Genomic DNA, 18,626 nt, shown 5'->3' with positions numbered 1-18,626 from the left:
CGCCCTGCGGACCTTAGAACACCACCACGGAGCGGATGCTCTTGCCGGCATGCATCAGGTCGAAGGCGGTGTTGATCTCTTCAAGGCCCATGACGTGGGTGATCATGGGATCGATCTCGATCTTGCCGGTCATGTACATGTCGACGATCTTGGGCACGTCCGTGCGGCCCTTGGCCCCACCGAACGCCGTGCCGCGCCAGTTGCGGCCGGTTACGAGCTGGAATGGCCGCGTCGCGATCTCCTTGCCGGCCTCCGCAACGCCGATGATGATCGAGGTACCCCAGCCGCGGTGACAGGCCTCAAGTGCCGTGCGCATCACTTCGGTGTTGCCGGTCGCGTCGAAGGTATAGTCCGCGCCGCCGTCGGTCATCGCCACGATCTTCGCCACCACATCCTCGCGGCTCATGCCCTTGGAATTGAGGAAGTCGGTCATGCCGAACTTGCGGCCCCATTCCTCGCGATCCGGGTTGATGTCGACGCCGATGATCTTGTTGGCGCCAGCCAGGCGCGCACCCTGGATCACGTTGAGGCCGATGCCGCCGAGGCCAAAGATCACGACATTGTCGCCGACCTGAACCTTGGCGGTATTGATGACCGCGCCCACGCCGGTCGTCACGCCGCAGCCGATGTAGCAGCTCGTCTTGAACGGCGCGTCTTCACGGATCTTGGCAACGGCGATCTCGGGCAGCACGGTGAAGTTCGAGAAGGTCGAGCAGCCCATATAATGGTAGATCGGCTGGCCCTTGTAGGAAAAGCGCGTCGTGCCGTCTGGCATCAGGCCCTTGCCCTGCGTCGCGCGGATCGCGGTGCACAGGTTGGTCTTGCCCGAGAGGCAGGACTTACACTGGCGGCATTCCGGCGTGTAAAGCGGGATGACATGGTCGCCCGGCACCACGGAGGTGACGCCCGCGCCGACCTCGCGCACAATGCCCGCGCCTTCATGGCCGAGCACGCTGGGGAAGATGCCTTCGCTGTCGAGGCCGTCGAGCGTGTATGCATCGGTATGGCAGATGCCCGTCGCCATGATCTCGACCAGAACCTCGCCCACCTTGGGGCCTTCCAGATCCAGCTCGACGATCTCCAGCGGCTTCTTTGCCTCAAATGCTACCGCAGCCCGCGTTTTCATGCCCCATCTCTCCAGCAAGGAACGGCGCTCGCGCGCCAGTTGCCGCTTGTTGGAACCTGAGACTGATTCTTGCAACCCCGCCCAAGCCGGTCGAACGCTTATTTCGCGCGGCACACGGCCAGCAGGCCGGCCTCCCCGGCGCCGAGGCTGAGCAGCGCGCAGAGCAGGATTGCGAGGGCGGCGAGCGTCCGCACGCCGGGCTTGCGGGCCAGCCCGGCAAGCATCGTGGCGCCCCCCTGCACCGCGAGCAGCGCCGGCAGTGTGCCGATGCCAAAGCCCGCCATGACCAGCAGTCCGCCGGTGAGCGACCCGGCAAAGGCCGCATATAGCAACGCACCGTAGACCATTCCGCACGGCATCATGCCCCAGCCAAAGCCGGTAGCAACCATGCGCAGGCGCGGCGGCAGCATCGATCGCGCCGCGCCTGCGACGGAAGCCGGCACATGCACCTGCCCCCTGATTGCGTGACCGACCACAGCGGGGCTCGGCATGAGACCCAGCATCGAGAAGCCGACCCACGCGAGGCTCATCGCCGCCGCCCAGCGCAGGAGCAGATGGCCGAGTGTCGCATCCAGCCCGCCCAGCGCCAGTGCGCCCAGCGCCCCCGCCGCGCCACCCATCACCATATAGGCCCCGATGCGACCGGCATGAAGCCGGGCCGCGAAGGCCGCGGGATGGTCACCCTCGCTCCGCGCCTGGCCGAGCAGGAGCGCAATGCCGCCACACATGCCGACGCAGTGCAGGCTGGAGGCAAAGCCGAGCAGAAATCCGCCGCCAAAGGTCCACGGATCGGCCATCGCTCAGATCGCGCTGCTGAACCGCTGCTGCGATAGGGCGCGATGGCGGTCGAACAACACTGCGACGGCGCGTCCATAAGGCCGCCCCTGTTCGGTGATGCGCAAGCTATTGCCCTCCAGCGTAGCGAGGCCTCGCTCCAGGAAGGGCGCGAGCCCGGCACGCAGGTCGGTCCGGTGCAGATCGGTGCCGACGTTAGCGGCCCGGCCACAGAGCAGATCCTCGATGATCGCGCCGCGCCGCTGATCATCCGCGTCGCGCAGGATGCCGCGCTCGCCGGTCAGGCGGCCGGCGCCGGCGCGCATCCGGTAGCGGCCGCTATTCTTGTCATTCTGCACGATGAGATGCGGAAACTGACCGATGGCCGTCGCGCCGATGCCGATCAGCACATCGGCCCGATCCTCGGTGAAGCCCTGAAAATTGCGGCGCAGCGTGCCCTGCAGCTGCGCCTTGGCGAGATCGTCATGGGGCAGCGCGAAATGATCGAAGCCCACCGGCACATAGCCAGCCGCAACGAGCTGATCATGCCCCAGCGCCGCCATGGCGAAACGCTCGGCCTGATCAGGCAGATGGGTGGCATCGATCCGCTTCTGGCGGGGCAGCATATGCGGCACATGCGCATAGCCGAACAGGGCGATCCGGTCTGGACGCATGGCGATGGCCTCGTCCAGCGTCTGCTCGAGCAACGCGCGATCCTGCCCCGGCAGGCCGTACATCAGATCGAAATTGATGGATCGCACGCCGTTGCTGCGCAGGCGATCAACCGCGCTGACGACGAGATCGCGCGGCTGGACCCGCCCGATTGCGGCCTGGATGGCGGGATCGAAGGTCTGCACGCCAAGGCTGGCGCGTTTGGTGCCGGAGACGCCCAGCGTCATGGCCCAGCGCTGGTCGAACCCGCGCGGATCGATCTCGACCGAGAGCACCGGCGCGCCGCAGTTGAAGGCCAGCATCATCTCATCGACCAGCCGGGCAAACTCCAGCGGCGGGATGGCATTGGGGCTGCCGCCCCCAAAGGCGATGCGCTCGACGCGGGCGCGTCCGCCGAGGCGCTGGGCGACAGTGCGAATTTCGGCATGAAGCGCATCGAGATAGCTGGTCAGCCGCTGCGCCTTGTTGGAGCGCCCGGTGTTGCACCCGCAATACCAGCAGATCTCCTCGCAAAAGGGGATGTGCACATAAAGCGAGACGGGTTGCCCCGGCTGCACCGCATCCAGCGCATGGCCGAGATAGGCCTCCCCCACCCGGTCCGTGAACTCGGCCGCCGTCGGATAGCTGGTGTAGCGCGGCACCGGCCGGGCGAGCAGATCGGGATAATAGGACCACATGGAAATGGCTCTACTTTGTCGGGCCTTGGCTGCCCTTGACCTCGATCAAGCCAAGTCTTGCGCTGGGTCAATGAGCGGCGCCCACCCCAATCCTAATGAGCGATGCAGGTTCAGGGAAAGAAAGGAAAGAACCCATGAATGCTCGTTTATTCAGCTGTGTCGCCGGTCTTGCGATGCTCGCTGCCCCCGGGGTCGCGCAGGCGCAGCAAGGCAAGGTGCAGGTCAAGCTGATGGCAACCGGCGTGCTGCCGAATGGCAAGATCGACACGGTGAAATCCGCCACGGTGACGCTGCCTGCCGGCACGGACACCGCCGCCAGCGACAATTGGGTGCCGACCGTCGCAATCGAATATTTCCTGAGCGATGCCGTCTCGGTGGAGACGATCTGCTGCATGACCGCGCACCATGTGGATGGCGCGGGCGCGATCAAGGGCGTCAACCGGCTGCTCGATGACATCAAGATCGTGCCGGCGACGGTGACGCTGAAATATCACCTCAATGCCGGCCCCATCAAACCCTATATCGGCGCCGGGCCGAGCTACTTCTGGGTGGTGGACTCCAAGGTGGGCGCGGGCGGCACTGCCGCGCTGGGCGCCGCGAGCGCCAAGCTCAAGAGCAAGGTCGGCTTCGCGCTGCAGGCCGGCATCGACATTCCGGTGAATGATACGGGCCTTGGTATCTCGTTCGACGCCAAGCGCTACTTCGTCCGGCCGACTGCCGAATTCTACAATGCCTCCGGCGCCACCGTGCTGGCGACCCGGCACGAACTCGATCCCTGGGTGGTCAGCGGCGGCGTCAGCTACCGCTTCTAAGCCCAGTTACCGGCACGCGCCGGCAAGGCGGGTCTGCTCCTCCCTCTCCCGGAGCAGGCCCGTTTTTTTTGGTGTTCGAATCCCGGCCGTTCGTGCTGAGTAGGGTCTGAGGTGAGCCGCAGGCGCGTATCGAAGAGCCGTATCGAAGCATCGCAGCGCACGGGCTAGTCCTTCGATACGCCGCTTCGACAAGCTCAGCAGCTACTCAGGACGAACGGCGGTCACTGTCCTTGACGTCACAGGTTCGCTACGACGCCGGCTTATCCTGATCCTCGATCAGAATGCGCATGGCAGCGCCGTCCGGATCATCGAACTGGCCATTGCGCAGCGACCACATGAACGCGACGAGGCCGGTCAGGCCGAGCAGCAGGGCCACGGGGATGAGGAAGATCAATCCGTTCATTTGACAGCCCAGCGCAGACGGAGGGAATTGGCCACAACGATGAGCGAGCTGCTCGACATCGCGACGGCGGCAATCAGCGGCGTGACATAGCCGGCAATCGCCAGCGGCACGGCGAGCGCATTATAGCCGATCGCTAGACCGATATTCTGCCGGACAATGCGCATGGTGGCGCGCGAGGCCCGCACCGACTTCGGGATACCCGAGAGGCTGTCGCCCAGAAACACGATGTCCGCCGCCTGCTGGCCGACATCGCTCGCCGAACAGGGCGCCAGGGAGACATGGGCTGCAGCAAGTGCCGGGCCGTCGTTCAGTCCGTCGCCCACCATCAAAGGCTTGTGCCCCGCCTCGGCCAGCGCCTGCAGCCGCGCCAGCTTGTCGGCCGGGCGCATCCCGCCCTCTGCCGGCACGCCGAGTTGATCGGCCAACGATTGGACCGCCTCCTCCCGATCGCCCGACATGATTGCCGGCGGGAGACCAAGGGCGCAGAGGTCCGCCAGCGCCCGCGCCGCATCGGGACGCAGCGCGTCAGCGAAGTGGATGATGTGGCGGCGCCCATTCCCCAGCCCCAACGCGACCGCCATGGTCGGATCGTTGCTCACGCTGGCCTGATCCCTCAGATCCTGTGGCGTCGGCTTGACCATCGCGACGGGCTGCCCCTGCCAGAGCGCGCGCACGCCCTCGCCCGGAATATCCTCGACGTCAGTGAGAACCGCCGGGCCGACATCCTCGCCGCCCAGCGCCTGCCGGAGCGCCACTGCGAGAGGATGGCGGCTGGTCATGGCCAGCGCGCGGGCAATGCTCCGCTCCTCCTCGTCCAGCGCCTCGACACCGAAGGCGCGCGGGCGACCGAGCGTGAGGGTGCCGGTCTTGTCGAACAGCGCCTGATCGGCCTGCGCGAGGCGTTCCAGCGCGCTGCCATCCTTGACCAGCAGCCCCGCGCGCATCATCGCGCCGCAGACCACCACCTGCGCCACCGGGACGGCGAGGCCCAGCGCGCAGGGGCAGGTGATGATCAGCACGGCGATGGCGACCAGTAGCGACTGGTGCCAGCCCGCCCCGGCGATCATCCAGCCGGCAAAGGTGATGGCAGCGAGCAGATGCACCACCGGCGCGTAAAGCCGCGAGCATTTGTCGGCGAGGCGGACATAGCGCGACTTGGCCTGGCCGGCGCTTTCCATCAGTCGGGCAATCTCGGCAATCGCTCGCCCCTCGCCCACAGCGGTCACGCGCAGCGTCACCGGGCCGTCGAGATTGAGCGTGCCGGCGGTCGCCATGTCGCCCGCGCGCAGCGTGACAGGCGCACTTTCGCCGGTCAGCAAGGAGAGATCGAACCGGCTGCTGCCCTGCTCGATTATGCCATCTGCCGCGAGCCGCTCGCCGGCGGCAACCAGAACGCGGTCGCCTACGGCCAGCGCATCGGCGGCAACCCACTGGCTCGCGCCATCCTCGGCGAGCCGCATGGCACCGGGCGCGGTGCGGCGTACCAGCGCTTCGGCTCCGCTGGCGGCGCGCGCGCGCATCATTTCATCCAGCACCCGGCCGGCGAGCAGGAAGGTGAGCAGCATCAACGCGCCATCGAACCAGGCATGGCGACCGCCGATGATCGTCTCGTAGAGGCTCATCGAGGTCGCCAGAATGACGCCGATGGAGATCGGCACATCCATGTTGGTCGTGCCCGCCCGCAGCGCCTTGAAGGCCGAGCGGAAGAAGGGCTGTCCCGCAAAGCTGATCGCCGGGATGGCGATCAGCGCCGAGATCCAGTGGAACAATTCGCGCGCGCTGCCATCTGCCCCGGACCAGACCGAGACCGAGAGCAGCATGACGTTCATCGCCGCAAAGGCCGCGACGGCAAGCGCCCGAATGAGCTTGCGCAGCGCCTGGCTGCGCTCATGCGCCGCCGCGCTGTGCAGCGGTTGCGCCTCGAACCCGATCGCATCGAAGGCGCGTAGCAGGTCAGGCTCGGCCAGATCGGCGGCATGCGAGACGATCACCGTCTTGGCCGAGAAGTTCACGCGGGCCGCGTGGACCCCCGGCTGCAATGGCAACAGCCGCTCGATCTTGGAAATGCAGCCGGCGCAATGCATGTCCGGCACGGCGAGGCGGGTTTCCACCGCATCCGCCGACCAATCGGGCCTTGGCGCCACATAGGTCATGACAGATCGACCACCCGGTTGATCTCCCGCCCATGGGCGCGGGCCCGCACATGGACGATCCAGCGGCCCTGCGGCAAAGGCTGCAGGCTCTCATACACGCCATCGCCGAGCGCCCGGAACTGCAGCGCGATATCCGGCTTGCGGCCAAGCGGGTGACGGGCGGTGGCGGTCAGCGCGACATCGTTCATGGGCGCATTCGCACTGCGCAGCGTCGCGCTCAGCCGTGTCTCTGCGGTTCGATTCAGCGTGAGCGCCCAGCCCAGCGCATTTTCGGCGCGGGCCTGCGCCAGCCATTTGTTGAACTCCTGGCTGGCGACATAACTGTTCTGCACCACCAGCCCGCCGAATGTGGAGCTTGCGAGGAAGGCCATGGTGAAATTGACCGCCATGACCACGCCGAAAAAGCTGACGAGAATGACGGTGATGTGCCGTCCGGTGAACTTGCGGGTCATTGGCCTACCTCCGGTCGAACAAAGCTCTCATCATCCTGCGCCGCCTCTTTCTGCTCGTCGAGCGTGCGCAGCGTGAAGGCGAAATCCTGGCGGGCAATGCCCTGCGCCGGCGCAACCACATGCACGCGTTCCTTGAGCACCTGATCGGGCGGCACGTTGATTTGCAGGGTCCGGCTCGCCTGATCGCGGGTCTGCCCCTCACGCCACATCAGCGCGCCGTCCAGCCCATCGAGGCCGATGGCCATCGGGCGCGCGCGGCTCTGCATGTTGCGCACCTTGATCAGATAGCTGTTGCGGATCGACCCGTCGGACAGGCGGACATAGACCGGATTGCGCTCCGCATTGGCCGCGATGTCGATGCGCGAACGCACGCCCAGCGCGAACAGCATGGCGAGGCCAATGCTCGCCCAGATCGCGAAATAGGCAATTGTGCGCGGACGGAAGAGGCGCTTGCGCACGGGCGCCGGCGCCTCGCCCTTCATCTCGGCCTCGCAGTCGATCTCTGTCGCATAATCGATCAGGCCGCGCGGACGGCCGATCTGCGCCATCACCTTGTCACAGGCATCGATGCACAAAGCGCAGGTGATGCACCCGATCTGCGGCCCCTCGCGAATGTCGATCCCGGTCGGGCAGACCTGCACACATTGCAGACAGTCGATGCAGTCGCCGGTCGGCAGCCCTTCATCCTGCGCCTTCTTCAGCCCCTTGGTGCGGGGCTCGCCGCGCCAGTGCTTGTAGGTCACGATGAGCGATTTCTCATCCGTCATCGCGGTCTGGATGCGCGGCCAGGGGCACATGTAGATGCACACCTGCTCGCGCATGAAGCCGCCGAAGATGAAGGTCGTCATGGTCAGCACGAAGGTGGTGCCATAGGCGACGAACGGCGCCTGCCCGGTCCAGAACTGGTGTTGCAGCGTCGGCGCATCGGCAAAGTAGAAGATCCACGCGCCGCCGGTGAGGAACGAGATGACCAGCCAAACCGCCCATTTGCGCAGCCGCTTCCAGACCTTCATCGGGGTCCAGGGCGCTTTCTCCAGCCTGATCTGCGCGTTGCGATCGCCATCGAGGAAGCGCTCGACATGCTGGAACAGATCGGTCCAGACGGTCTGCGGGCAGGCATAGCCGCACCAGGCGCGGCCGACGGCCGAGGTCACCAGAAACAGGCCGACGCCCGCCATGATGAGCAGGCCGGCGACATAATAGAATTCGTGCGGCCAGATCTCGATGCCGAACATGAAGAAGCGGCGATTGGCGAGATCGACCAGCACCGCCTGATTGGGCGCGTGCGGCCCGCGGTCCCAGCGGATCCAGGGCGTGGCCCAATAGATCGTCAGGGTGACGGCCATCACCAGCCACTTGAAGCGGCGGAACGGCCCATCGACCTGCTTGGGGAAGACCGACTTGCGCTTGGCGTAGAGGCTTTCCGCTGGCGCGGTAACATCATTCACGGGGGACATGGCAGCGTCCGTTGTTGGCGTCTTCGGCATCAGATTGCCTCCGATCGATCTTCGCTTAGGCGCAGTCAGCTCAAACGACATTGAGCAGGATCAACGAAATGAGCGGGCCGGCCCCTCCCCCGTCGAGCGGAGGAAGGGCCGGCTCCGCCTTATGGTGTCGCGGCGTTGGCCTGCGCCTCCGGTGCCCCGGCAGCCTGAGCGGCAATCTGCGCTGCGACGGGCGTCGCCTCGCCGCCGCCAAGGCCGTGGACGTAGACGGCCAGCATGCGGATCGTCGCCTTGTCGAGCGCATGGCCCCAGGCGGGCATCACACCCCGACGGCTGTTCGTCACCGTCTGGGTCAGCGTCTCGCGATCGCCGCCATAGAGCCAGATCGGGTCGGTCAGGTTCGGCGCACCGAATTCACGCAGTCCCTTGCCCGCAGGGCCGTGGCACACCGCGCAATTCTGCTGGAACAGCACGTCGCCGCGCCGCGAGGAGGCGCTGGCCTTCTCCTGCCCGCTGATCACCCGAACATGGCTCACTACATCCTGAACCTGCGTGCCCGTGAGGATGCCGTCCTTGCCGAAGGCGGGCATCAGGCTCATGCGGGTCTGCGCTTCATCCGGGTTCCGGACGCCATGGGTGATCGTGTATTCGATCGATTGCAGGTCGCCGCCCCACAGCCAGTCGTCATCCACCAGATTTGGATAGCCCTTGGCGCCGGCAGCGCCCGAGCCATGGCATTGCACGCAATGCACCTTGAAGGCTGCGGCGCCGCCCTGCATCGCCGCTTCCATCAGCTTTGGCTGGGCGACCAGCTTCTCGATGGGCGTGGCAGCGATGGCCGAGAGGATCGGCGTGCGGCGCGCGGTCTCGGCATCCATCACCTGTTGGAGCTGCCCGCGGCTGGACCAGCCGAACAGCCCCTTGCTGGCTTCATGCGCGAATGGAATAGCAGGATAAACCACCACATAGCCGATCGCGAACACGATCGTTGCGTAGAAAGTCCAGACCCACCAGCGCGGCATGGGGGTATCGAGCTCCTCGATCCCGTCCCATTCATGGCCGACGGTCTGGGTGCCGGTCGGCGCGTCGATGCGTTTCTTCTCAGCCATGGTTGTTCTTCCTGTCATGGGCTGCGGCCTCGCCATCTTCGGCGAAGATCAGGTGCGCGGCGTCCTGGTTGCTCCGGCGCGAGCCGGGACGAAACGCCCATGCGCACAGGCCAAAATAGAGCACCACCATTGCCGAAAGCCCGTAGCTGTCCGCGAAATGGCGCAGATCATTATAGCTCATCGCTCCACCTCCTGCGGGGCGGCGCTATCCAGATCGACAAGCGTGCCGAGCATCTGGAGATAGGCGACGAGCGCGTCCATCTCGGTCAGCTTGGCCGGGTTGCCGTCGAAATCGCGGGCCTGCGCCTTGGGGTAGCGCGTGAGGAGATCAGCGGTGTCGGCCTCGGGGTCGGCCTGCGCCAGCAGATCGGCATTCGCCTTCTCGATGTCCTCATCGCTATAGGGCACGCCCACCCGGCGCTGCGCCGTGAGATGGGCCGTCATGTCGCCTGCCTTCAACTCACGCTTGGTGAGGAAGGCATAGGTCGGCATAACCGATTCCGGCACGACGCTACGCGGATCGATGAGGTGCTGGACGTGCCACTCATCCGAGTAGCGCTTGCCGACGCGGGCCAGGTCCGGCCCAGTCCGCTTGGAGCCCCACTGGAATGGGTGGTCATACATGCTCTCGGCGGCGAGGCTGTAATGGCCGTAGCGCTCCACCTCGTCGCGGAAAGGGCGGATCATCTGCGAGTGGCAGTTGTAGCAGCCCTCCCGCATGTAGATGTTCCGGCCCGCCAGCTCCAGCGGCGTGTAGGGACGCATTCCCTCCACCTTCTCGATCGTGTTGTCGATCCAGAAGAGCGGTGCGATCTCCACGATGCCGCCCACGGTAACCGCGGCGAAGGCAGCGACGGCAAGGAGCGTGACGTTGCGCTCCAGCTTCTTGTGCTTCTGTGCAAAGCTCGACATGGTTTTCCGTCCTTATTCCGCGGGAACCGCAGCAGGTTTGTGGGTGATCGGCCGGTCCTTTGCGGCGTCATAGGCAGCGTCGCTCATCGGCGCTTCGACGCGCTGGTGGCCGAGGATGGTGCGCCACACATTGATGGTCATGCACACGGCGCCCGAGAGGTAGAGCAGTCCGCCGAAGGCGCGCAGCACGTACATCGGGAACATCGCACGGACGGTGTCCGAGAAGGCGTAGACGAGGTAGCCGTCCGCCCCATATTCCCGCCACATCAGGCCCTGCATGATGCCAGCGACCCACATGGCCGAGGCGTAGAAGACGATGCCGACGGTCGCGAGCCAGAAGTGCCAGTTGACCATGCGCAGCGAGTAGAGCCGGTTGCGGCCCCACAGGCGCGGCGTCAGGTAATAGATCGCCGCGAAGGTGATCATGCCGTTCCAGCCGAGCGCGCCCGAGTGAACGTGGCCGATGGTCCAGTCCGTATAGTGCGAGAGACTGTTCACGCTCTTGATCGAGAGCATCGGCCCTTCGAAGGTGCTCATGCCGTAGAAGGCGAGCGCCATCACCATCATGCGGATGATCGGATCGGTGCGGACCTTGTCCCATGCCCCATTCAGCGTCATCAGGCCGTTGATCATGCCGCCCCAGCTCGGCATCCACAGCATGACCGAGAAGACCATGCCCAGCGTCTGCGCCCAGTCGGGCAGCGCGGTGTAGTGGAGGTGGTGCGGGCCGGCCCAGATGTAGAGGAAGATCAGCGACCAGAAGTGGATGATCGACAGGCGATAGCTGTAGATCGGCCGCTCGGCCTGCTTGGGCACGAAATAGTACATCATCGCCAGGAAGCCGGCGGTGAGGAAGAAGCCCACCGCGTTATGGCCATACCACCACTGGGTCAGCGCATCCTGCACGCCCGCAAAGGCGCTGTAGCTCTTGGAACCCAGCAGGCTGACCGGCATCGACAGGTTGTTGACGATGTGGAGCATCGCGATGGTGAGGATGAAGCTCAGGTAAAACCAGTTCGCCACATAGATGTGCGGCTCGCTGCGCTTGACGATCGTGCCAACGAAGACCGCGAGATAGGCGACCCAAACGGTGGTGAGCCACAGGTCGACATACCATTCGGGCTCGGCATATTCCTTCGCCTCGGTGATGCCGAGGAGATAGCCGGTCGCGGCGAGCACGATGAACAGCTGGTAGCCCCAGAAGACGAAGCGCGCGAGCGAGGGGAAGGCAAGCCGGGCGCGGCAGGTGCGCTGCACGACATAGAAGCTCGTTGCGATCAGGGCATTGCCACCGAAGGCAAAGATCACCGCCGAGGTGTGCAGCGGCCGCAAGCGCCCGAAGCTGGTATATTCCAGCCCCAGGTTGAGCGCCGGAAAGGCGAGCTGCAAGGCAATGTAGAGCCCGGCGAGAAAACCGGCCATGCCCCAGAACACCGTGGCGATCACGCCCCAGCGCACCGGATCGTCATCATAATGCCCCTGATCGGGCATGCGCAGAATGCCGCGCGCCATGCCGCCCCAATCGGCGGAGCGAAGCGTCCCCATCATGGCGAGCAGCGCCGCAAGCGACGCAATGACCATGTGGATGGCAAATCCGGAATCCACGGCGAGCGCGGAGGCGAGCATCGCGAGAATGGCGAGCAGAAGCCAGCCTCCCGCCTTCATTGTTAGACCGGTCATAGAAACCCCTTGAGCAGCACAGTCCTGGGACTGTGCTGTCGCTGTGGATCAGCGGGGGCTCGGCATCATTGACATGGGTCAACGGGAAGCATGCGGTCTGCGGGGTGGCCGGCGCGCCACGATGCGCGCGGATGAGGAGGCAGTCCTCAGCCGTTGCCGGCTTCGGCCTCCATGGCGTCATGATCGAGGATGACGACAGTCCGCCGATCCGGCAGATCGATGATCCCGGCCTGGCGCAACCGAGTGAGCTGACGACTCACGGTCTCGATGGTCAGGCCCAGCAGATCGGCCATCTGCTGGCGGGTGAGCGGCAGTTCGAAGCGCTCGACAAGATCGCTGCCACTACAGCTTGCATCCGCAAGCCGCTGCGCCATTTCGAGCAGGAAGGTCGCGACACGCTCTCCGGCGCTCTTGCGCCCGAGCAGCAGCATCCAGTGGCGGGCGCGATCCAGTTCGGTGAGGGTCCGCTGGAGCAGCTTGTGCTCCAGCTCCGGATGCGTGCGGGCAAAATCGTCGAACGAGGAGCGCGTGAACAGGCACACCTGCGCATCGCACAGCGCCGTGACGCTGTGCTGAGTCGTGCTGCCAAACGGACGCCCGATGAAATCGGACGGATAGACAACGCCGACGATCTGCTCGCGGCCATCCGCTGTTGAGGTCGACAGTTTGAGCACGCCGTCGATCACATTGGCGACCAGCAAGCTGTCATCGCCTTCCCACATCAGCGTCTGCCCGCGATGCACGGGCACGCGACGACCGATCTTGTTGAGTACCTCCAGCTCGGAGGTATCCAAAGATGAACAGATCGCGCGGTTCCGCACGACACATTGTTGGCAGCTAGTCACCGCGACTCTTTACAGCAGTCGTCGAGACTTTCCAACGGCCTAAGCAGGCCGTGCATACCAAAGGCATATTGGAAGCCCCGGCCCTCGCCGTTCATGGATGACACCGCCGTCAGTAGCCGACGGTGAACCGCATGTTCTTGTGCTTGGGCGTCTCGATCTCGTCGATCATCGCGACGGCGAAATCCTCATAGCTGATCGAGCTTTTACCGTCCGGGGCCGTCAGCAGCGTCTCGGTGCCGAGGCGGAAGGTGCCGGTGCGCTCGCCCGGTCCGAACATCATGGCCGGCGACAGGAACGTCCAGTCAAAGCCCGGTCCTGCCTTCAGCTGGTTGAGGAAATCGCGCGCTGGCGCGGCCTCGACCTTGATGAAGTCCGGGAAACCCGGCGTATCGAGCAGCACCACGCCATCCTCGGTCTGCAGGCTCGCCGCGCCGCCGACCACCAGCAGCCAGCACCCGGCCTTGCGCGCCACAGCGAACACATTGTCCGCATCCAGCGACTTGAACGGCATGGAGAGAATGACCGCATCATGGCCGGCAATCTTGCTCGCCATGTCGTCGACATCATTGATGTCGGCCTTCACCCACGTCACGCCCTCGCGCGGCGCTTGGGTGTCTGCGCTGCGCGAAATGCCGGTGACACTGTGCCCGCGACTCACGGCCTCATCGACCAGACGCTGGCCTGCATTGCCAGTGGCACCCATGATTGCGATCTTCATGCCTGCATTCCTCTCTTATCGGGCAGATCGCGCGGCTCGCCCGCGACACCCAAATTGACTTTGCCTGTTCTAAGAGCCTGTTCTTAGGGTCAAGCCGGACAAAGGCAAGAGACCAGCGCCGGGTTTCCCGACGTCAGCGATCAACGGCCAGCTTTTCCGCCATATTCGGGTCGTCCGCAGCGATCTCGACAGCATGCGAGGTGCGGAACGGCTGGTTGGAATGCGGCGCAGTCAGCAGCGTCCATTGCGCCAGATCGCAACCGAGCAGCAACGGCCGCTCAGGCAGGCCGGCGGCGGCGAGCTGGCTCTTGGTCAGCGCTTCCAGCTCCTGCGGACGGATCGAGAGATAGAAGATCTTCTGCCCCTCCGCCGCCAGCTTCTGCACCGTCTCGATCGCCACCGGATTGGGCTTCACTTCCTCGAAACCCGGTTTGAAGAACAGCGACCCCTGCTCGAATAGGAAGCCATCGACGCTGATGAAGAACACCCGGTGGCCCTGCAGATATTCCCGCCACTCGTGGACCGTCCCCCAGTCCTGATACTGCTTGATCCGCTGGATGCGGAACACCGAGCCCTGCATCGCCAGATAGCCGATAATCTCGGAGAGATAGAGCTCGCCGGCGGACAGGCGCGGCTGGCCCATCAGCTCGTCATAAGCCGCCAGGAACTCGCGCGGACTGGAAAAATAATAGCCGCCGACGCTGAACAGATCGGAGATGACCTGCTTTTCGCGGAAATTGACGATCACATCTTCCTGATCGACCTGAACATAGCTCTTGTTCTGCGGGTTGACCTGGCTGAAGCTGCTGAGCGACGCGACGCAGACGTAGTTGTACGACTGATAGAGGTGCGGCACCTCGAAATAATTGTCGCTGTCCTTCACCATGAAGGGTTCGTCGATGCCGCTCTTGAGCAGCGTCTGGGCAACCGTTTCCGACTGGCTGCGCGTCGGCTCGTCCAGAATGACGCAATTGACCTTCTGCCCAAAGGCGGCGCGCAGACCTTCCTGAGCCTGGAAGCGCTCTTCATGCTCGCGCAGGATCGTGAAGATGAAATCATCAACATTGGCGCCGAGCCCCTGCACCGCCTTGAAGACCATAGGCAGGCCATCATTGTCGGGCAGCATCCACTTGGGCGCCATGTTGGGGAAGCGGGAGGAGCGGCCGGCGCAGGGTACGATGATCTTCATGGGTCTTCTCTCTCGCGTCAAAGATTGTCCAGGGCAGCGCGGCCGCATTCGGCCACCCGCCGGGCAACGAAGGCCCGGTCCTCGTTGGTCTTCGCATAAGGCAGGATGCGCGCGAAGGTGAGGCCGAGCAGGATGTAATGGCGTGCAGGATAGGCCGGGTCCAGCGCGGTCGCGGCGGCATGGAAGCGTTGGCGCAGCCACCATGTCACGCCCCGTGCCAGCGGCCGGCCGCGATGGGCGTGCCAAAGCCCCTCGCACTCCTGAAACAGCTTGGACCAGTCGATCCAGACATGGTCGAAGGGCGATGTGATCGTGTCGATCAGCCACAAGGCGCCGCGCCGGTCGACGAGGATGTTCTCGAAGGTCAGATCGCCATGCGCAGCCGTGGGCTTCTCGTCCGCCACCAGCACATCCATGCGCCGCGCCGCCTCCACCAGAGGGGCGAGCGCTGCCTCGTGCATCGCGCCAGTCTTGTCGGCGATCTGCTGCAGTTTCTCCACCAGCAGGCTCTTGCGCGGGGCGAGTGGCGGCTGGCTCACCGGCACCGAAACCGCCAGGCGGCTCATCAGCCGCTCCACGCGGTCGGCGAAATCGGCGACATTATCAAAGGTGCCATTGGAGAGAAAATTGACCGCATCGCGCGACGGGATGAAGGCCATGTCGAAATAGAACAGTCCGTCCTGCTCGCCCATGTCGAGCACCTCGGGCATCCCGGCACAGCCTTCCACAAGCCCGGCCAGCGCCTGCTGCCGCACCGCCTGATCGCGCAACGACCCGTTGGCATCGACAAGATTGGCTGCCTTGCGCACGAAGGGCTGCCCGCCATCACGGACCAGCGCCACGGTCGCGCCGGAAAAGCCGGAGAGCGGAATGACCTCGCGGAACATCCGCAAAGCCGGGTGGCTGTCGAGGGTCAACTCTGGTCCTGTCATGATTTGCCCGGCCGATGGATGACGCCGGCTTGGGTCACGTCGATGACAGTCATGCCCGCGGCAAGGCCGGACGCGATCCCGACCGGCGTATCCTCGAACACGAGGCAGCGTGCGGGCGCCACGCCCAGTAACGCCGCGCCGGTGAGATAAGGTTCGGCATGCGGCTTGCCTTGCGCCACATCATCGCCGCTCACCACGGCGCCGAAATGGGGGCGCCACGCCATCGTTTCCAAGATCGCTTCCACGCCGTCCCGGTTGCCCGACGACACCAACGCCATGGGGATCGTGCCGGCATGACGCGCCAGCAAGTGTGAGGCGGTCAGGGCCGGCGCCTTCTCCTGCCGCAGCACGGTCTTGAAATGCGCCTTCTTCTCGGCATGGAGGGCGGCGATCATCGCATCGTCGATCTCACCCATGCCCGCCGCTGCCGCAAAAGACGGGATCGCGATCCGGGCGGGCGGACCGACATTTGCAAGATAATCATCCATGGTGAAGCGATAGCCGCGCGCATCGAACACGGCTGCGTAGGCGAGCCCGTGGAGCGGCATGGTATCGACCAGCGTGCCATCCAGATCGAACAGCAGGGCGTCATAGGCGGAGAGGTCCACGCCGAGCGGCCATGGCTCCACGGACACGTCCGGCGTCATTTCCCGCCCCGCGACTTAACTAAAACGACCATCGACCCTCAAATAACCCCCTGCAATCGACGCACATCTATCGCGCTGGCGAGCATTCTCTCAGCTGGCCGTCATGCGAATGTGGAAATGGGTTGAATTCTTAATCCGAAATCTTGCTAGGTTGAACGCGCGCGCCATTGGCCATCGAGGAAAACCCGTGAAGTCTGTAAATGGAAAACCTGCAAGCGAGTTCCTCGACGATCGGCTTGCCGCAGCCAAAGAATTGACCGAGGCCTCAAACTATACCCCTGCCCTGGAGATTTACGAGGCAATATTTAAGGAGGGCATAACGGCCCACCGCGCCTTTGAGGGCGCCGGGCGCGCGGTGACCGGCGCGCTTATGGACGAGGCTTTGCCGACGGACTGGGGTCGGGAGCGGCTGGACGATCTCCTCCGCATCCTCGTCCTTGAGCGCGATCGCGACGGCACGCCCCCTGCCCTGTGCGCGCGGATCGCAGCAGCCCACGCGGGCGGCAATCAGCGCGTGCTCAAGAAGGCGGCCGAGCTTCTTCGGCCCGTTCTGACAGCTTTGTGGGATGAGGGCGCGCGCGACCGCGGCTTTTTGATCGCCGTGCTGCTGCTGCGCCACCCCCTGCAGGGCTGGCAGGACGAAGCCGCGATCTCGCGCTGGCATCTCGACCTGCTGCCGCAATTGGATCGGCACGAACTCAGCCTGCCCTATAATGGCATGTTCGATGCGGTGCATTTTCAGCGCAACATCGCCGATCTGGCCGGTCTCGCGGAGAACACGCCGCCCGATGCGCTGGTACGTCGGTTCCCCGCCTGGCAATTGCTGCTCTTCCTGTGGATTACGGGATCACGCCGTGCAGACGCGCAAATTGCCGCATGGCTGGCGGCCTATCGCAGCGCATATCCGGGCGGTGCAACCGATGAGGACGATGGCGCGGCGGTGCGCTCTCTGGCGCTGCGCTGGGCGGTTTCGCCGGACGGCCCCACGAGCGCAGCGGCAGTCACGACGGCCCTCGGTCCGGACCTGGCCGCGCTGGCGCAGCCGGGCCTCAAGCTGCGCTCGACTGCTGATCGCGCGCGGTCGAACGCAGCGCTTGCCCGGCTGGCTTCCAGGCCGTGGCAGGCCGCCGCTTTCGTGGAAGACAAGGTCACGGTCAAGGCGCCTTTCCTCAAGCTCGGGCGGCGCCGTCCGCGCATTGCCGTGTGCGTTTCGGGCCAGCTACGTGGCCACCGCGCGGCCTTGCCGACCTGGCAGGCCGGCTTGCTACGGGACACGGACTGCCATTTCTTCGTCCATAGCTGGAGCAAGATCGGGCGCTCCGGCGCCGAGCCGTTCCGCGCCTATCTGCCTTTCGCTGGCAAGGCCTTTTGCGACGCATGGCGCCTGCACGCCGGGCGGCTTGGGATGCCCGGCATGGCCGAGCGATACCCCGCACTGGTCGCCGCGCTGGCGGATGGCGGGATTGTCAGCAAGGCGGACCTCGAAGCCTTCTACGGCACGGAACATGTGGTGCTAGAGGACGATAGCGGCCCGGATTTTGCGGGTTGGTCCAACCCCCGCAAGATGCATTACAAGCTCAAGGCCGCATCGGACATGGCGACGGCCCGAGGCGACGAGTTCGATCTCATCCTGCGCATCCGCCCGGATAAGGTTATCGGCGCGAAAGCGTTCCGCTGGGGCGACGCCTTGGCCGCCTGCCGAGCGGCGCCCACGCTGCTTGCCGATGCGGCGATGGGCCATCAATATGGCACACTCATGATCGGGGATCAGGTCGCGCTCGCCAGCGCCGCGACCATGGCGGTCTATGCCGACACGCTGGATATCGCGCCTCGCTTTCATGAGATGGCGCTCTATGATGCCAAGCCGGATTTGATGGGTCACGTCAGTCTTGCCCAGACCTGTTGGTATGCCGGCATCACTGTGGCCAGATTGCCGGCCCAGATGGGCAAGTTGATGGAAGCAGCGCCGATGGCGAGCAGCGCCATCTGCGCTGCCCTTGAGCAGGACGCTGCCGGCCGTCACGACGCTGTGGACAAGGCTTTGCTCACAGCGGCGCGAACGGACAGGCAGAGGCGCTGA

18 protein-coding genes are annotated in these 18,626 nt (G+C 64.9%); 2 read left to right on the top strand and 16 right to left on the bottom strand.

The features are described 5' to 3' along the window. Positions 1-13: 13 nt before the first annotated feature. The 3 genes from M2341_RS07635 to hemN all read right to left on the bottom strand — a co-directional run bounded on the left by M2341_RS07635 (position 14) and on the right by hemN (position 3,249). Complete coding sequence (locus tag M2341_RS07635) at positions 14-1,126, bottom strand: S-(hydroxymethyl)glutathione dehydrogenase/class III alcohol dehydrogenase (protein WP_264584821.1); 1,113 nt, start codon at positions 1,124-1,126, stop codon at positions 14-16. A gap of 98 nt (positions 1,127-1,224) precedes the next feature. Continuing rightward, a complete protein-coding gene (locus M2341_RS07630; RefSeq protein ID WP_264584820.1) occupies positions 1,225-1,923 on the bottom strand; it encodes a sulfite exporter TauE/SafE family protein in 699 nt (232 codons plus the stop codon). A 3-nt stretch (positions 1,924-1,926) separates the two neighbouring features. Next, positions 1,927-3,249 (bottom strand): oxygen-independent coproporphyrinogen III oxidase, encoded by a 1,323-nt coding sequence (hemN, locus tag M2341_RS07625; protein ID WP_264584819.1) that lies wholly within the window; start codon positions 3,247-3,249, stop codon positions 1,927-1,929. Positions 3,250-3,383: 134 nt separating this feature from the next. Between hemN and M2341_RS07620 the strand changes: the two genes are divergently transcribed. Continuing rightward, positions 3,384-4,061 (top strand): OmpW/AlkL family protein, encoded by a 678-nt coding sequence (locus tag M2341_RS07620; protein WP_181559344.1) that lies wholly within the window; start codon positions 3,384-3,386, stop codon positions 4,059-4,061. 247 nt (positions 4,062-4,308) lie between these two features. Here M2341_RS07620 and ccoS read toward each other — a convergent pair whose 3' ends face one another. The 13 genes from ccoS to M2341_RS07555 all read right to left on the bottom strand — a co-directional run bounded on the left by ccoS (position 4,309) and on the right by M2341_RS07555 (position 16,546). Continuing rightward, positions 4,309-4,464 (bottom strand): cbb3-type cytochrome oxidase assembly protein CcoS, encoded by a 156-nt coding sequence (gene ccoS, locus M2341_RS07615; protein ID WP_181559343.1) that lies wholly within the window; start codon positions 4,462-4,464, stop codon positions 4,309-4,311. Further along, a complete protein-coding gene (locus M2341_RS07610; protein ID WP_264584818.1) occupies positions 4,461-6,617 on the bottom strand; it encodes a heavy metal translocating P-type ATPase in 2,157 nt (718 codons plus the stop codon). Before M2341_RS07610 ends, ccoS begins: the two co-directional genes overlap by 4 nt. After that, on the bottom strand, positions 6,614-7,069 hold the full coding sequence (locus M2341_RS07605; protein ID WP_264570021.1) for a FixH family protein: 456 nt from the start codon (positions 7,067-7,069) through the stop codon (positions 6,614-6,616). Before M2341_RS07605 ends, M2341_RS07610 begins: the two co-directional genes overlap by 4 nt. Further along, positions 7,066-8,526, bottom strand: a complete 1,461-nt coding sequence (gene ccoG / locus M2341_RS07600) for a cytochrome c oxidase accessory protein CcoG (RefSeq protein WP_264586004.1) — start codon at positions 8,524-8,526, stop codon at positions 7,066-7,068. Before ccoG ends, M2341_RS07605 begins: the two co-directional genes overlap by 4 nt. A gap of 149 nt (positions 8,527-8,675) precedes the next feature. Next, complete coding sequence (gene ccoP / locus M2341_RS07595; protein WP_264584817.1) at positions 8,676-9,623, bottom strand: cytochrome-c oxidase, cbb3-type subunit III; 948 nt, start codon at positions 9,621-9,623, stop codon at positions 8,676-8,678. Continuing rightward, positions 9,616-9,804 (bottom strand): cbb3-type cytochrome oxidase subunit 3, encoded by a 189-nt coding sequence (locus M2341_RS07590; protein WP_181559338.1) that lies wholly within the window; start codon positions 9,802-9,804, stop codon positions 9,616-9,618. Before M2341_RS07590 ends, ccoP begins: the two co-directional genes overlap by 8 nt. Then, the gene (ccoO, locus tag M2341_RS07585; RefSeq protein ID WP_264584816.1) at positions 9,801-10,535 is read right to left on the bottom strand and encodes a cytochrome-c oxidase, cbb3-type subunit II; all 735 of its coding nucleotides are present in this window, start codon (positions 10,533-10,535) and stop codon (positions 9,801-9,803) included. Before ccoO ends, M2341_RS07590 begins: the two co-directional genes overlap by 4 nt. Positions 10,536-10,547: 12 nt before the next feature. Further along, entirely contained in the window at positions 10,548-12,215 is a 1,668-nt protein-coding gene (gene ccoN / locus M2341_RS07580; RefSeq protein WP_264584815.1) for a cytochrome-c oxidase, cbb3-type subunit I, read from the bottom strand. A gap of 146 nt (positions 12,216-12,361) precedes the next feature. After that, positions 12,362-13,060, bottom strand: a complete 699-nt coding sequence (locus M2341_RS07575; protein ID WP_181559335.1) for a Crp/Fnr family transcriptional regulator — start codon at positions 13,058-13,060, stop codon at positions 12,362-12,364. A 109-nt stretch (positions 13,061-13,169) separates the two neighbouring features. Beyond that, entirely contained in the window at positions 13,170-13,778 is a 609-nt protein-coding gene (locus M2341_RS07570) for an NAD(P)-dependent oxidoreductase (RefSeq protein WP_181559334.1), read from the bottom strand. A gap of 133 nt (positions 13,779-13,911) precedes the next feature. Then, a complete protein-coding gene (locus M2341_RS07565) occupies positions 13,912-14,967 on the bottom strand; it encodes a hypothetical protein (RefSeq protein WP_264584814.1) in 1,056 nt (351 codons plus the stop codon). A 17-nt stretch (positions 14,968-14,984) separates the two neighbouring features. After that, the gene (locus tag M2341_RS07560; RefSeq protein WP_264584813.1) at positions 14,985-15,884 is read right to left on the bottom strand and encodes a phosphotransferase; all 900 of its coding nucleotides are present in this window, start codon (positions 15,882-15,884) and stop codon (positions 14,985-14,987) included. Between the two features lie 11 nt (positions 15,885-15,895). Continuing rightward, a complete protein-coding gene (locus tag M2341_RS07555; RefSeq protein WP_264584812.1) occupies positions 15,896-16,546 on the bottom strand; it encodes an HAD family hydrolase in 651 nt (216 codons plus the stop codon). Between the two features lie 187 nt (positions 16,547-16,733). Between M2341_RS07555 and M2341_RS07550 the strand changes: the two genes are divergently transcribed. Continuing rightward, positions 16,734-18,626 (top strand): hypothetical protein, encoded by a 1,893-nt coding sequence (locus M2341_RS07550; RefSeq protein WP_264584811.1) that lies wholly within the window; start codon positions 16,734-16,736, stop codon positions 18,624-18,626.

Source organism: Sphingobium sp. B7D2B (genome assembly GCF_025961895.1).
In the GTDB taxonomy this organism is placed as follows: domain Bacteria; phylum Pseudomonadota; class Alphaproteobacteria; order Sphingomonadales; family Sphingomonadaceae; genus Sphingobium.
The sequence above is the reverse complement of the archived record's forward strand: the minus strand, read 5'-3'. Positions and strand labels throughout refer to the sequence as shown.